Annotated in this window: 14 protein-coding genes; 13 read left to right on the top strand and 1 reads right to left on the bottom strand. The window is 73.6% G+C overall.

What is annotated here, in order from left to right; translation table 11 throughout:
• Window positions 1–42: 42 nt before the first annotated feature.
• From D1350_RS14780 to D1350_RS14720, 13 genes are read left to right on the top strand one after another with little or no spacing between them, the layout of a single operon-like run.
• A complete protein-coding gene (locus D1350_RS14780) occupies window positions 43–1,251 on the top strand; it encodes a substrate-binding domain-containing protein (protein ID WP_125776798.1) in 1,209 nt (402 codons plus the stop codon).
• A gap of 1 nt (window position 1,252) precedes the next feature.
• On the top strand, window positions 1,253–2,014 hold the full coding sequence (locus D1350_RS14775; protein ID WP_125776797.1) for an ABC transporter ATP-binding protein: 762 nt from the start codon (window positions 1,253–1,255) through the stop codon (window positions 2,012–2,014).
• Window positions 2,011–2,754 (top strand): ABC transporter ATP-binding protein, encoded by a 744-nt coding sequence (locus D1350_RS14770; protein WP_240644113.1) that lies wholly within the window; start codon window positions 2,011–2,013, stop codon window positions 2,752–2,754. Before D1350_RS14775 ends, D1350_RS14770 begins: the two co-directional genes overlap by 4 nt.
• Window positions 2,751–3,623 carry a branched-chain amino acid ABC transporter permease gene (locus tag D1350_RS14765; RefSeq protein ID WP_125776795.1) on the top strand — a complete coding sequence of 291 codons (873 nt, stop codon included), beginning with the start codon at window positions 2,751–2,753 and terminating at the stop codon, window positions 3,621–3,623. Before D1350_RS14770 ends, D1350_RS14765 begins: the two co-directional genes overlap by 4 nt.
• On the top strand, window positions 3,620–4,675 hold the full coding sequence (locus D1350_RS14760; RefSeq protein ID WP_125776794.1) for a branched-chain amino acid ABC transporter permease: 1,056 nt from the start codon (window positions 3,620–3,622) through the stop codon (window positions 4,673–4,675). Before D1350_RS14765 ends, D1350_RS14760 begins: the two co-directional genes overlap by 4 nt.
• Entirely contained in the window at window positions 4,672–6,249 is a 1,578-nt protein-coding gene (locus tag D1350_RS14755; RefSeq protein WP_125776793.1) for a class I adenylate-forming enzyme family protein, read from the top strand. Before D1350_RS14760 ends, D1350_RS14755 begins: the two co-directional genes overlap by 4 nt.
• Entirely contained in the window at window positions 6,246–6,878 is a 633-nt protein-coding gene (locus D1350_RS14750) for a TetR/AcrR family transcriptional regulator (RefSeq protein WP_206074552.1), read from the top strand. Before D1350_RS14755 ends, D1350_RS14750 begins: the two co-directional genes overlap by 4 nt.
• Window positions 6,875–7,813 carry an alpha/beta fold hydrolase gene (locus D1350_RS14745; RefSeq protein ID WP_125776792.1) on the top strand — a complete coding sequence of 313 codons (939 nt, stop codon included), beginning with the start codon at window positions 6,875–6,877 and terminating at the stop codon, window positions 7,811–7,813. The genes D1350_RS14750 and D1350_RS14745 overlap by 4 nt, the downstream gene beginning before the upstream one ends.
• The gene (locus D1350_RS14740; RefSeq protein ID WP_125776791.1) at window positions 7,810–8,577 is read left to right on the top strand and encodes a 3-hydroxybutyrate dehydrogenase; all 768 of its coding nucleotides are present in this window, start codon (window positions 7,810–7,812) and stop codon (window positions 8,575–8,577) included. Before D1350_RS14745 ends, D1350_RS14740 begins: the two co-directional genes overlap by 4 nt.
• The gene (locus D1350_RS14735; RefSeq protein ID WP_420807815.1) at window positions 8,574–9,368 is read left to right on the top strand and encodes a CoA transferase subunit A; all 795 of its coding nucleotides are present in this window, start codon (window positions 8,574–8,576) and stop codon (window positions 9,366–9,368) included. The genes D1350_RS14740 and D1350_RS14735 overlap by 4 nt, the downstream gene beginning before the upstream one ends.
• 3 nt (window positions 9,369–9,371) lie before the next feature.
• Window positions 9,372–10,040 (top strand): CoA transferase subunit B, encoded by a 669-nt coding sequence (locus tag D1350_RS14730; protein ID WP_125776790.1) that lies wholly within the window; start codon window positions 9,372–9,374, stop codon window positions 10,038–10,040.
• On the top strand, window positions 10,037–11,119 hold the full coding sequence (locus tag D1350_RS14725) for an alpha/beta fold hydrolase (protein ID WP_206074551.1): 1,083 nt from the start codon (window positions 10,037–10,039) through the stop codon (window positions 11,117–11,119). The genes D1350_RS14730 and D1350_RS14725 overlap by 4 nt, the downstream gene beginning before the upstream one ends.
• Window positions 11,116–12,303 carry an acetyl-CoA C-acetyltransferase gene (locus tag D1350_RS14720; protein ID WP_125776789.1) on the top strand — a complete coding sequence of 396 codons (1,188 nt, stop codon included), beginning with the start codon at window positions 11,116–11,118 and terminating at the stop codon, window positions 12,301–12,303. The genes D1350_RS14725 and D1350_RS14720 overlap by 4 nt, the downstream gene beginning before the upstream one ends.
• A 23-nt stretch (window positions 12,304–12,326) precedes the next feature.
• On the opposite strand, the gene nhaA is transcribed toward D1350_RS14720, so the two are convergent.
• Window positions 12,327–13,604, bottom strand: coding sequence for a Na+/H+ antiporter NhaA (gene nhaA, locus D1350_RS14715; protein WP_206074550.1), 1,278 nt, complete (start codon window positions 13,602–13,604; stop codon window positions 12,327–12,329).
• Window positions 13,605–13,649: the final 45 nt, after the last annotated feature.

Genomic DNA, 13,649 nt, shown 5'->3' with positions numbered 1-13,649 from the left:
CCTCTCAGTTTCGAGGAGCGACCACCCGACGAAGGGCAGATCATGCGGACGAGGAAGTCCCAGGTGCTGGCTGTCGCGGCCCTCACCGTCGCGAGCCTGGCGCTCGCGGCCTGCGCGCCGAGCGACACCACCGGCACCACCCCCGCCGGTTCCGGCGAGACGGCGGAGGCCACGCCGATCGACATCGGCATCATCTACTCGGAGTCCGGGGCGCTCGCCGCCTACGGCAAGGCCTACAAGGAGGGCTTCGAGGCCGGCATCGAGTACGCGACGGAGGGCACCGGCGAGGCCGGCGGCCACGCGCTCAACATCACGTTCCACGACGACGCGGGCGACCCCGACAAGGCCGTCACGCAGGCGAAGGACCTGATCGGCAAGGGCTACAAGGTGCTGGGCGGCACCGTCGTGTCGGGCGTGGCCCTCAAGCTCGCCGAGCAGGCCGAGCAGAACAAGGTCCTGTACGTCTCGGGCCCGGCCGCCGCCGACGCGATCACCGGCGTCAACCGCTACACGTTCCGCTCCGGCCGCCAGTCGCTGCAGGACGTCGCCACCGCAGGCACCTTCGTGGACCCGTCGGGCGCGAAGATCGTCGTGTTCGCGCAGGACAACGCGTTCGGCCAGGGCAACCTCGCGGCCGTCGAGGCCGTGCTCGGCGCCAAGGGCGCCACGGTGAGCAGCGTGCTGGTCCCCGAGGACGCCACGGAGTTCACGCCGTTCGCCCAGAAGGTCACCGCCGAGCAGCCCGACCTGGTCTTCGTGGCCTGGGCCGGCGCCACGTCCGGCGCGATGTGGCAGGGCCTGGACCAGCAGGGCGTCCTCGACGCCACCACCGTGGTCACGGGCCTGGGTGACGTCTCCACCTACGGCGCCTACGGCGAGGCAGCGGCCAAGGTCAGCTACCTGAACCACTACTTCCCGGGCGCCTCGGGCACCGACGTCGAGAAGGCGATGCTGGACACGGTCGCCGCCGGTGGCGGCACGCCCGACCTCTTCACGCCGGACGGCTTCGTCGCGGCCCAGATGATGGTGCACGCGATCGAGGAGGGCGGCGACGACGTCGAGGCCATGGTCGACGCGCTCGAGGGCTTCAGCTTCGAGGGCCCGAAGGGCACCACGACGGTCCGTGCCTCGGACCACGCGCTCGTCCAGCCGATGTACCAGGTGAGCCTCGTCAAGGACGGCGACGTCTGGACGCCCGAGCTCATCGAGTCCGTCGGCGCGGACACGGTCGCACCGGCCGAGGTGAAGTGACGTGACGGGAGGCGAGCCGACGGCGCTCGAGGTCCGCGGCCTGGGGCTGCGGATCGGCGGGGCGCGGATCCTGCAAGGGGTCGACCTGGCGGTGCGGCAGGGTGAGCTGGTCGGGGTCATCGGACCCAACGGTGCCGGCAAGACCACGCTGTTCAACCTGGTCAGCGGGGTGCACCGGCCCACGGAGGGCCAGGTGCTGCTCGGCGGCCAGGACGTCACGGCGGCGCCCGTCGCCGCACGCGCACGTGCCGGGCTGGGCCGGACGTTCCAGACGTCCAGCCTGTTCCCGCGCCTCAGCGTGCTCGAGAACGTCCGGCTCGCCTCCCAGGGTCGCCTCGGCGGCGCCCTGTCGGTGCTGCGGTTCCCCCGGAGCGGCGATGCTGCCACCCGGGACGCCGCGGAGCACCTCGCCACGGTGGGTCTCACCCACCGGGCCGACGCCGCCGCGGGTGACCTCTCCCACGGCGACAAGCGCAAGCTCGAGATCGCGGTGCTGCTCGCGATGCGGCCTACGGTGGTGCTCCTCGACGAGCCCATGGCCGGCGTCGCGACAGCGGACGTGCCCGGGCTCTGCCAGGTCATCAAGGACCTGCACGGCACCGGCTGCACCGTCCTGATGGTGGAGCACCACATGGACGTGGTGCTCGGCCTGGCCGACCGCGTGGCCGTCATGCACCACGGCGAGCTGCTCGCCTGCGACACCCCGGAGAAGATCATGGCCGACCCGACAGTGCAGTCCGCGTACCTGGGCGACGTCGCATGAGCGGGCAGAGCATGAGCGGGCCCGTCCTCCAGGTGAAGAACCTCTCCGCCCGCATCGCGGGCCAGCAGGTCGTCGAGGACGTGACGTTCGACGTCCCGGCCGTCGGTGTGACCGCCGTGCTCGGCCGCAACGGCGTGGGCAAGACCTCGACCCTCAGGGCGGTGCTCGGTCTGATCGAGCGCAAGGGCGAGGTCCTGCTCGGTGGCGAGCGCGTCGACGGGGACCGCACCGACAAGATCGTGCGCCGCGGCGTCGGCTACGTGCCCGAGGACCGCGAGGTCTTCGCGGGCCTGACGGTCGCGGAGAACCTCCGGCTCGCCGAGCGCGCCGGTCCGAACGGCACCAGCCCCGAGCGACGGGCCCTGGTCGCCGAGCTCTTCCCCGACCTGGTCCAGCGGGCGGAGCAGCGGGCCGGCACGCTCTCGGGCGGTCAGCAGCAGATGGTCTCGCTCGCCCGGGCCCTGCTCAACGACAACATCCTGCTCCTCGTGGACGAGCCCACCAAGGGCCTCGCCCCGAGGATCGTGGGCGAGGTGGCCGAGGCGCTCGCGCACGCCGCCACGACCGTCCCGATCCTGCTCGTGGAGCAGAACCTCCAGGTCATCGAGCGGCTCGCCGACACCGTCGTCGTCATCGACGCGGGCCGCGTGGTCCACACGGGCCAGGCCGCCGACCTCCTCGGCGACCCCGACCGGATCCAGCGCCTGCTCGGCGTGCACGCCGGAGAGGAATCACTGTGAGCACCCTCGTCCTCCTGCTGGTCACGGGTCTGGGCCTCGGCGGCCTGTACTTCCTCGTGGCCTCGGGCCTGTCCCTGATCTACGGCCTGATGGGCGTGCTGAACTTCGCCCACGGCTCGTTCCTCACCCTGGGGGCGTTCGTCGGCGTCGGGGTGGCCCGCCTCGTCGGCACCGACACCTGGGCGGGCCTCGGGCTCGCCCTCGTGGTCGGCGCCGCGACCGGCGCCGCCGCGGCGGCCCTGACCGAGCTCGGCCTCATCCGGCCGCTCTACGAACGGCATATCGAGCAGGTGCTCGTCACCGTGGGACTGTCGCTCGCGACCGTCGCGCTGTTCGAAGGCATCTGGGGCCCGGACGCGCAGTACCTCACCGGCCCGCCGTGGCTCGAGTCCACGACGACGCTCGCCGGTGCCCGCATCCCCAACGTCGCCTTCGTCACCTTCGTGGCGGGTGCGCTCGTCCTCGCGGGCATCGTGCTCTTCCTCAAGCACACGCGCTACGGCCTCATCATCCGCGCCGGCGTGGAGAACCGCGCCATGGTGACCGCCCTCGGCATCGACGTGCGCCGCGCGTTCACCCTGGTCTTCGCCGTGGGCGGCGCGGCCGCCGGCCTGGGCGGCGTGCTCGCCTCCCAGTACTTCGGCTACGTGTCCCCGCACCTGGGCGGCAACCTGCTCATCTTCGCGTTCATCGTCACGGTGATCGGCGGGCTCGGCTCGCTCACGGGCGCCGCGGTGGCGTCGGTGGTCGTCGCGGTGCTCCAGCAGCTCACCAACTACTACCTCGGCTACGGCGACCTGGTCGTGGTGCTCCTCCTGGCCGTCGTGCTGCTGGTGCGCCCCTCCGGCCTGCTCGGGAGGAAAGCATGACCCGCACCCGCTGGATCCGTCTCGCCGCCGCCCTCGGCGGCCTCGTCCTCGTCGCCTGCCTCCCGCTGCTCGCGATCTACGTCCCGGGCGTGCTGCCCGGCCCCACGTACATGCCCGGCACGCTGCAGCTCCTCGCCCTGTGCTGGCTGACGGCGGCCCTCGCCCTGAGCTACCACCTCCTGTTCGGCGTGGTGGGGCTCATGAGCTTCGGGCACGCGCTGTACTTCGCGGCGGGGGTCTACGGCCTCGCGATCGTGCTCGAGCGCACCGACCTCCCGCTGCTCGGCGCCGCGGTGGTGGTGCTCGCGGGCGGCGTGCTCCTCGCGTACGTGCTCGGTGCCATCTCGCTCCGCGTCACCGGCATCTCCTTCGCCATGGTCACCCTCGCGTTCGCCCAGGCGGGCAACGTGCTGGTCCGCCGCAACCCCGGCGACCTCACCGGCGGCGAGGAGGGCCTCGCCCTCGAGACGCAGTTCGTCCCCGACGCGCTCGTCGGCGTGGTCAACACCCGGAACCTCTACTGGCTGGCGCTCGCGGTCCTCGTGGTCGTGTACCTGGTGGTGCTCTGGATCGAGCGGTCCCGCGCCGGCCACGTCGCCGCCGCCGTCCGGGAGAACGAGCTGCGCGTCCGCGTCGTCGGCGGCCGGCCCTACGCGGTCAAGCTGCTCGTCTTCGTCCTGGCCGCCGGCCTCGCGACGGTCGTGGGCATGGCCTATCTGCTGCTCCAGTCGGGCGCGGTGCCGCGGGCGTCGTCGTCGGAGTTCACCCTGACCTTGCTGGTCATGGTGGTCCTGGGTGGCGTGGGCTCCCGCTGGGGGGCCATCGTGGGGGCCGTGCTGTACACGATCCTGGACCAGCGCCTCGGCGAGCTCGCGGGCTCCGAGGCCGTGGAGGCCCTGCCTGCCGTCCTGCGCGTCCCGCTGTCCGAGCCGATGTTCCTCCTCGGGGCGTGCTTCATCCTCGTGGTCATGTTCGTCCCCGGCGGCCTGGCGGGCGCGGCGGGTCGGCTCACCCAGGCAGGCGCGGCCCGACGGCGGGCGGTGGCGGCGTGAACGCGCCCGACGGCCTGCACACCCTCGGCCGGTGGACCCGCGACCGGGCGCTGGCGACGCCGGACCGTGTCGCCGTCGACGACCGCGGCGTGACGCTCCGCTACCGCGACCTGCACGACCGGGCCACCGCGCTGGCGCGCCGGTTCCGGGAGGCGGGCTACGGCGTCGGCGACCGGATCGCGACCGTGACCGGCAACAGCGCCGACCATGTGGTGCTGTTCTTCGCCTGCGCGCAGGCGGGGCTGGTCCTCGCGCCGCTGTCGTGGCGGCTGACGCCGCGGGAGCTGGCGGCGCAGCTCGACCAGGCCGACCCGGCGCTGGTGCTGGTGGAGCAGGAGTTCGCGGCGCTCGCCTCGGCGGCGCTCGACCGGCTGCCCCTGCCGCCGCTCCGCACCGAGCTGGGGCGCAGCGGGGTGGAGGCGCACGTGCCGCGCCCGACCCGTCGCCTGGCAGCAGCCCAGCCGGTAGCCCGCGAGGTGCGCGACGACGACCCGCTCCTGCTCGTCTTCACCTCAGGCACGGGCGGCAACGCGCGCGGCGCGCTCCTGACCCACGCGAACTGCTTCTGGACCAACCTGTCGTTCTCCCGCACGGCCGAGCTGAGCAGCGCCGACGTGGTGCTCTCGGTGCTGCCCCAGTTCCACGCCGGCGGGTGGAACATCCAGCCGCTCCTCGCCTGGTGGACCGGCGCCACGGTGGTGCTCGAGCGCACCTTCGAGCCCGAGCGGGTGCTCCAGCTCGTCGCCGAGCGCCGCGTCACCACGATGATGGGCGTCCCCACGCACTACCTCCTGCTCGCGGAGCACCCGGGGTTCGCGGACGCCGACCTGTCGTCGCTGCGGCACGCCGTCGTGGGTGGCGCCCCGATGCCCGAGCCGCTGCTGCGGGCCTGGTACCGCCGGGACGTCCAGCTCACGCAGGGCTACGGCCTCACCGAGGCCGGCCCCAACGTGCTCTGCCTGCCCGACGACGTGGCCCGCACCCACGTGGGCTCCGCCGGAGTGCCCTACCCGCACGTCGAGGTGGCCCTGGCCGACCCGGCCACGGGGGAGCACCTCGACGGGCCCGCCACGGGCGAGCTCCTGGTGCGCGGCCCCGGCGTGTTCGCCGGGTACTTCCGCGACCCGGAGGCAACGGCCGCGGCGTTCGTAGGTGGCTGGCTCCGCTCCGGCGACCTCGTGGAGCGGGACGCCGACGGCTACTACCGCGTGCTCGACCGCCTCAAGGACGTCTTCATCACCGGCGGCGAGAACGTGACGCCCGCAGAGGTCGAGGCGGTGCTCCGGCGGCACCCCGGCGTGGCCGACGCCGCGGTGGTGGGCGTCCCGGACGAGCGCTGGGGCGAGGTGGGGCACGCGTTCGTGGTGCCCCGGCCCGGCCGGCTGACCGACGCCGAGGAGCTCGAGGCGTTCTGCCGGCGCGAGCTGGCGGGCTTCAAGGTGCCGCGGGCGTTCGACCTCGTGCCCGACCTGCCGCGCTCGTCGCTCCACAAGATCATGCGGGCCGCGCTCGCCCCGCCCCCGGCCGGGACCCCGGCCGACGACCAGACCCACACCCACGAGGAGGCCCGGTGACCGACCCGAAGCCAGTGCCGCGCACCACCAAGGGCACCCGCACGCGCGGACGCCTCCTCGCGGCGGCGGAGCAGGTGTTCGCCGACCTGGGCTTCCACGACGCCTCGATCGTCAAGATCACCGAGGCGGCGGGCGTGGGCCAGGGCACCTTCTACCTGTACTTCCACAGCAAGATCGACGTGTTCGACGAGGTCGTGGAGGATCTCAACCGGCGCGTGCGGCACGCGATGATCGAGGCGTCGTCGCGCGCCACGAACCGGATCGACGCCGAGCGGGCGGGCTTCGCGGCCTTCTTCGCGTTCACCGCCGAGCACCCGGCGCTCTACCGGATCGTGCGGCAGGCGGAGTTCGTCTCGCCGGGCGCCCTGCGCAAGCACTACACGCGCATCGTCGAGGGCTACATGACCGGGCTCGCCAAGGCGCGCGCCGAGGGCCAGATCGGCGACATCGACCCCGAGGTGGCGGCCTGGGCCCTGATGGGCATCGGCGAGATCGTCGGCATGCGCTGGGTCCTGTGGGGCGACGACGTCCAGCCCGGCGGGCCGACGTCGACCCTCCCGCCCGACGTGTTCGAGCAGGCGATGCGCTTCATCGAGCGGGCGCTCGCGCCCGAGGGGGAGAACCGATGACCAGGACCACCACGCACAGCTACACCGACCTCGACGTGACGGTGGCCGGCGGCGCGCTGCGCGTCGGCGTGTGGGAGCCCGAGCCGTCGTCGGCGTCGGACGCCCCGACCCCGACCGTGCTCGCGGTGCACGGCATCACCGCCTCGCACCAGGCGTGGCCGGCGGTGGCGGCGGCGCTGCCGGGCGTCCGCGTCGTGGCGCCCGACCTGCGCGGCCGCGGCCGCAGCAACCACCTGCCCGGCCCGTTCGGGATGGGCGCGCACGCCGACGACCTCGCGGCGGTGCTGAAGGCCGTGGCCGCCGGCCCGGTCGTGGTGCTGGGGCACTCGATGGGAGGGTTCGCCTCGGTGGTGCTGGCGCACCGGTACCCGCACCTGGTGTCGCGGCTCGTGCTGGTGGACGGCGGCCTGCCGCTGCCGCCGCCCGCCGGCCTGCCGGAGGGTGCCACGCACGAGGAGGTGCTGCAGGCGCTGCTCGGCCCGGCGGTCGAGCGGCTGGGGCGCACGTTCGCGTCCCGCGAGGCCTACCGGGACTTCTGGCGGGCGCACCCCGCGTTCGCGGGCGCCTGGGACGAGGTGGTCGAGGGCTACGTCGACTACGACCTCGTCGAGACGGGCGCGGGCCTGCGCCCGGCCACCAGCCCGGAGGCCGTGGCGCACGACTCGCTCGACCTCTACGAGGGCGGGCCCCTCATGGAGGCCCTGCTCGGTCCCGACCCGGTGCGCGTGCCGATCACGCTGCTGCGCGCCCCGCGCGGGCTGCTCGACGAGCCGGGCGGGCTGTACCCCGCGGCCACCGTCGAGGACTGGACCGGGCGGCTGCCCGGGCTCGTCGTCCGCGAGGTGGCGGGCGTGAACCACTACACGATCATCATGTCCCCGGCCGGCGTGGCCGCCGTGGCGGAGGAGATCTCGACGGTCGAGGAGGACCGATGAGCCAGAAGCTCGATCGCCCGCAGAACCTGGAGGGCCGCAGGGCCCTCGTCACCGGCGGCGCGAGCGGCATCGGCGCGGCCTGCGTCCGGGAGCTCGCCGCGCGCGGCGCGCACGTGACGGTGGCCGACGTCGCCGCGGGGCCCGCCGAGACGCTCGCCGCCGAGGTGGGCGGCGAGGCCTGGGTGGTGGACCTGTCCGACACCCGGGCCCTCGACGGCCTCGCCCTCGACGCCGACATCCTCGTCAACAACGCCGGAATCCAGCGGGTCAACCCCATCGAGGACTTCGACCCGGAGGACTTCCGGCTGATCCACCGCATCATGCTGGAGGCGCCGTTCCTGCTGGTGCGGGCCGCGCTGCCCGGCATGTACGCGAAGGGCTGGGGCCGGGTGGTGAACCTGTCCTCGGTGCACGGGCTCGTGGCGTCGCCGTTCAAGTCGGCGTACGTGTCGGCCAAGCACGGGCTCGAGGGGCTGTCGAAGGTGATCGCCCTCGAGGGCGGCGAGCGGGGAGTGACCAGCGTGTGCATCAACCCGGGCTACGTGCGGACGCCTCTCGTGGAGAAGCAGATCGCCGCCCAGGCGAAGGTGCACGGCATACCCGAGTCTGAGGTGGTGGCGAAGGTGATGCTCGCCGAGTCCGCGGTGAAGCGGCTCGTGGAGCCCGAGGAGGTAGCGTCCCTGGTGGGCTGGCTGACCGGGCCGGACGCGGCGATGGTCTCTGGTGCGTCATGGACGATGGACGGAGGATGGAGCGCGCGATGACTTCGATGACGAAGGATCTCGGCAAGGGTCTGGACAAGGTGGTGGCCTCCGCGGCCGAGGCGGTCGCGGACATCCCCGACGGTGCCTCGCTGGCCGTCGGCGGGTTCGGGCTGTGCGGCAACCCGATCGCGCTGATCGAGGCCCTGCTCGCGCAGGGCACGCGCGACCTGTCGGTGGTCTCGAACAACTGCGGCGTGGACGACTGGGGCCTCGGCGTCCTGCTCGGCGCCGGACGGATCCGCAGGATGACCTCGTCGTACGTGGGCGAGAACAAGGAGTTCGAGCGGCAGTTCCTGTCCGGGGAGCTGGAGCTGGAGCTCACGCCCCAGGGGACGCTCGCGGAGAAGCTGCGCGCCGGCGGCGCGGGCATCGCGGCCTTCTTCACGCGCACCGGCGTGGGCACGCAGGTCGCCGAGGGCGGTCTGCCGCAGCGGTACGACGGCGCCGGCGGCATCGCCGTGGCGTCCTCGCCCAAGGAGGTGCGGTCGTTCGGCGGCGCCGAGTACGTGCTGGAGGAGGCGATCTCGACCGACTTCGCGCTCGTGCACGCCGAGAAGGGCGACCGGCACGGGAACCTCGTGTTCAACAAGTCGGCACGCAACTTCTCGCCGCTCGCGGCGATGGCGGGGCGCCTGTGCATCGCGCAGGTCGAGGAGCTCGTGGAGCCGGGCGAGCTCGACCCCGACCAGGTGCACCTGCCGGGCGTGTACGTGCACCGCGTGGTCGAGGTGGGCCGGGACGTCGAGAAGCGGATCGAGCGGCGTACCGTACGAACGAACGGGGAGGGCTGAGCGATGGCGCTCACACGACAGGAGATGGCCGCGCGCGCCGCGCGCGAGCTGCAGGACGGCTGGTACGTCAACCTCGGCATCGGCCTGCCGACGCTCGTGCCGAACTACGTCCCCGCCGACCAGTACCTGGTGCTGCAGTCGGAGAACGGGATCCTCGGCGTGGGGCCCTACCCCACCGAGGACGCGGTGGACCCGGACCTGATCAACGCCGGCAAGGAGACCGTCACCGTGCTCCCGGGCGCGGCGTTCTTCGACTCGGCGCTGTCGTTCGGCATGATCCGCGGCGGCAAGATCGACGCGGCGGTGCTGGGCGGCATGCAGGTGTCGGCGGGCGGCGACCTGGCGAACTGGATGATCCCCGGCAAGATGGTCAAGGGGCCCGGCGGCGCGATGGACCTGGTGCACGGCGCCGGGCTCGTCATCGTCCTCATGGACCACACGGCCAAGGACGGCTCGCCGAAGATCCTGCGCGAGTGCTCGCTGCCCCTCACCGGGCGCGGGGTCGTCGACCGCATCATCACGGACCTCGCGGTCATCGACGTGACGCCGGACGGCCTGGTCCTCCGCGAGGTGGCGCCGGGCGTCTCGGTCGAGGACGTGGTGGCAGCGACCGAGCCGGAGCTGACGGTGGCGGACGACGTGATCGTCACTCCCGGGGTCGGTGCGGCGTGACCCGCCAGATCAAGCACGCCGGGATCGCCACGTCCCGAGGGAAGGAGCACGTCCGCCGCGTCACCGTCGACGACGTCCCGCGTGCGACCGTCCTGTTCGTGCACGGCAACTGCTCGTCGTCGGCCTTCTGGGACTCCGTCCTGCTCGCGCTGCCCGACGACGTCGCGGGCGTCGCCGTGGACCTGCGCGGCTACGGCGACTCCGAGCCGCGGCCCATCGACGCGACCCGGGGGGTCCAGGACTTCGCCGACGACCTCGAGGCGCTCGCGGGCCATCTCGCCCCCGCCCTCGACGGCGGGCCGCTCCTGGCCGTCGCCCACTCGGCGGGCGCTGCCGTGGTGCTGCAGGCGGCGACCGACCACCCCGACCTGTTCGCGGGGATCCTGCTCGAGGCGCCGATGTCGCCGTACGGGTTCGGCGGCACGCACGGCCCGGACGGCGCACCGAACGCGCCCGACTTCGCCGGTTCCGGCGGCGGCACCGCCAACCCGGACTTCGTCGCGGCGATCGCGGCGGGGGACCGGTCGGACGGTCCCGGCTCACCCCGCGACGTGCTCCGGCGCTTCTATGTGGCCGACCCGGCGTCGCTCGGCGACGACGAGGAGGCCCTGCTCGACTCCGTGCTGAGCACGCGGACGGGTGACGACTTCTACCCGGGCGACACCACGTCGTCGGACACCTGGCCGTTCCTGGCGCCCGGGACGCGGGGGATGAACAACGCGATCTCCCCGAAGTTCTGCGACGTCTCCGGCTTCGCGCGGAGCGGCGCCACGGCGCCGGTGCTGTGGGTGCACGGGGCGGTGGACGCGATCGTGTCCGACACCTCGGCGCTCGACCTGGCGCAGCTCGGCGCCGTCGGCGTGGTCCCCGGCTGGCCAGGGGCGGACGCCGCGCCGCCGCAGCCCATGGTCGGCCAGACGCGGGCCGTGCTGGACCTTTATGCGGCGGCCGGAGGGTCGTACCGTGAGGTAGAGCTCGCTGGCGTGGGGCACAGCCCCCACCTGGAGGCTCGCGAGGAGTTCCTGTCGTTGCTGGTGGGCCTCGTGGACGAGGTCGCAGACCCGAAGGAGGACCGATGAGTGCCGACGACGTGGTGATCGTCTCGGCGGCGAGGACGCCGCAGGGTCGCATGCAGGGCTCGCTGGCGGCGCTGTCCGCCGCGGAGCTGGGGTCCGTGGCGGCGCGGCGGGTGCTGGAGGCCGCGGGCCCGGTCGCGGCCGACGTGGACGCCGTGATCTTCGGCCAGGTGATCCAGGCCGGCGCGGGGCAGAACCCCGCACGGCAGACCGCGATCGGCGCCGGCGTGCCGTGGACCGTCCCGGCGATCACCATCAACAAGGTGTGCCTGTCCGGTCTCACGGCGGTGATCGACGGTGCGCGGCTGCTGCGCACCGGCGAGGCGCGCGCCGTGCTCGTGGGCGGCCAGGAGTCGATGACCAACGCGCCCCACCTGGTGAAGGGCGCCCGCGGCGGCCTCGGCTACGGTACGGCCGAGCTGCTCGACGCGACGGCGCACGACGCGCTGACGGACGCGTTCGACAGCGTCTCCATGGGCGTCTCCACCGAGGGCCACAACACCGGCGAGGTGTTCGTCTCCCGTCAGGAGCAGGACGAGATCGCCGCGGAGTCGCACCAGCGTGCGGCAAAGGCCTGGGCCGACGGCGCGTTCGACGCCGAGCTGGCGCCGGTGTCGGTGCCGCAGCGGCGCGGGGAGCCCGTCGTCGTCGCGACCGACGAGGGCGTGCGGCCCGACACGAGCACCGAGAGCCTCGCGCGCCTCCGGCCCGCCTTCTCCGCCGACGGGACGGTCACGGCGGGCAACGCCTCGCAGATCTCCGACGGTGCTGCCGCGCTGGTGCTCACCACGCGCGGCCGGGCCGAGGCGGCGGGCGTTCCGGTGCTCGCCACCGTGCGGTCCGCGGGCCAGGTGGCCGGGCCCGACACGTCGCTGCACTCGCAGCCCGCGCGGGCGGTCGAGGCCGCGCTGGCCCGCGAGGGCTGGACCGTCGGGGACCTGGACCTTGTCGAGATCAACGAGGCGTTCGCCGTGGTGGTGGCCGTCTCGGCCCGCGCCCTGGGCGTGCCGCTGGACCGCGTGAACGTGCACGGCGGCGGGATCGCGCTGGGCCACCCGGTGGGTGCGTCCGGCGCACGGATCGCCGTGCACGCCGTCCACGAGCTCGCGCGCCGCGGCGGCGGCCGGGCGGCCGTCGCGCTGTGCGGCGGGGGCGGTCAGGGCGAGGCGCTGCTGCTGGAGGCGTAGGACCCCGAGGGCCGCGAGGAGCCTCAGTGCTCCTCGCGGTCCTTCTCGTCGCCGATCCGCACCAGCACCTCGTCGGCCACGCCGTCGAGGTTCATGTCCGCGGAGCGGGCGGTCCGGGCGTCCCAGCGCAGCGTGATCGCGCCGAGGACGGCGGCCAGCACCGAGGCGCCCAGGACGGCCGCCTTGGCGCCCGCGGTGTGCTCGGACCCGTGCGCGAACGAGAGCTCGGCGATGAGCAGCGAGACCGTGAAGCCGATGCCGGCGAGGAAGCCGACCGGCAGGAGGTCGCGCACGCCCAGCCCGTCCGGCAGCCGCAGCGGCGTGATGCGTGTGAGCAGCCAGGTGGTGCCGAGCACGCCCACGAGCTTGCCGAGGATCAGGGCGGCGGCGATGGCGAGCACCACCGGCTGGCCCAGCACCTCGCTGAGCCCGCCGCCCTCGGACAGGGAGACCCCCGCCGCGAAGAAGGCGAAGATCGGGAGCGCGAGGCCGCTCGAGACGGGCCGGAGGTCGAACTCCATCCGGTGCACGCGGGTGTCGTCCTCGCCCCAGATCACCGTGGCCGGCACGACGAAGCCCAGGAGCACGCCGGCGATCGTGGCGTGGATGCCGGACGCGTGCATGAGCGCCCAGGTCACCAGGGCGACGGGCAGCAGCACGTACCAGAGGTTGCGCCGGCGGCGCACGAGCCAGGCGAACACGCCGACGCCCACGACCGCCGCGCCGAGCGCCAGCCAGTGGATCTCGCTCGTGTAGAAGATGGCGATGACGATGATGGCCAGCAGGTCGTCTACCACGGCGAGGGTCAGCAGGAACGTGCGGATCGCGACCGGCAGGCCCTTGCCGAACACGGCGAGGACGGCAAGCGCGAACGCGATGTCGGTGGCCGTGGGGATCGCCCAGCCGTGCAGCGCGGCCCGGTCCCCGAGGCCGAGGAGGAACGCGACGTAGATCGCCGCCGGCAGCGCCATGCCGCCCACCGCGGCGAGCATCGGCACGCCCGCCTGCTGAGGGCTGCGGAGCGAGCCGGCCACGAACTCGTGCTTGAGCTCGAGACCCACCACGAAGAAGAAGATGGCGAGGAGCCCGTCGGCCGCCCAGGCGGTGAGCGGGAGGTCGAGGTGGACGTGCCACGTGCCGAGGTAGGCCGGGCCGATCACCGTCTCGGACAGCGCCTGATAGCCCTCGCGCCAGGGCGAGTTGGCCCACACCAGGGCGATCACCGCGGCCCCGATGAGGAGCGCCCCGCCGGTGGTCTCCCGCGTGATCCAGCTGCGGGTCCTGCGCCGGGCGCGCTTCACGGCGTCGAGCTTGGGGTGAGCGGAGGGCTGAGGGGTGTGCGACGA

Origin of the sequence: Antribacter gilvus, from assembly GCF_003946865.1 — a bacterium.
In the GTDB taxonomy this organism is placed as follows: domain Bacteria; phylum Actinomycetota; class Actinomycetes; order Actinomycetales; family Cellulomonadaceae; genus Antribacter; species Antribacter gilvus.
Note: the sequence above shows the minus strand (reverse complement) of the source record. Positions and strands in the feature narration are given on the sequence as shown.

Bases quoted from the DNA above. Each gene is read 5' to 3' on its own strand.
- D1350_RS14740 (WP_125776791.1), top strand. From the start codon at position 7,810: ATGAGCCAGAAGCTCGATCGCCCGCAGAACCTGGAGGGCCGCAGGGCC.
- D1350_RS14770 (WP_240644113.1), top strand. From the start codon at position 2,011: ATGAGCGGGCAGAGCATGAGCGGGCCCGTCCTCCAGGTGAAGAACCTC.
- D1350_RS14735 (WP_420807815.1), top strand. From the start codon at position 8,574: ATGACTTCGATGACGAAGGATCTCGGCAAGGGTCTGGACAAGGTGGTG.
- D1350_RS14720 (WP_125776789.1), top strand. From the start codon at position 11,116: ATGAGTGCCGACGACGTGGTGATCGTCTCGGCGGCGAGGACGCCGCAG.
- D1350_RS14745 (WP_125776792.1), top strand. From the start codon at position 6,875: ATGACCAGGACCACCACGCACAGCTACACCGACCTCGACGTGACGGTG.
- D1350_RS14760 (WP_125776794.1), top strand. From the start codon at position 3,620: ATGACCCGCACCCGCTGGATCCGTCTCGCCGCCGCCCTCGGCGGCCTC.
- D1350_RS14730 (WP_125776790.1), top strand. From the start codon at position 9,372: ATGGCGCTCACACGACAGGAGATGGCCGCGCGCGCCGCGCGCGAGCTG.
- D1350_RS14780 (WP_125776798.1), top strand. From the start codon at position 43: ATGCGGACGAGGAAGTCCCAGGTGCTGGCTGTCGCGGCCCTCACCGTC.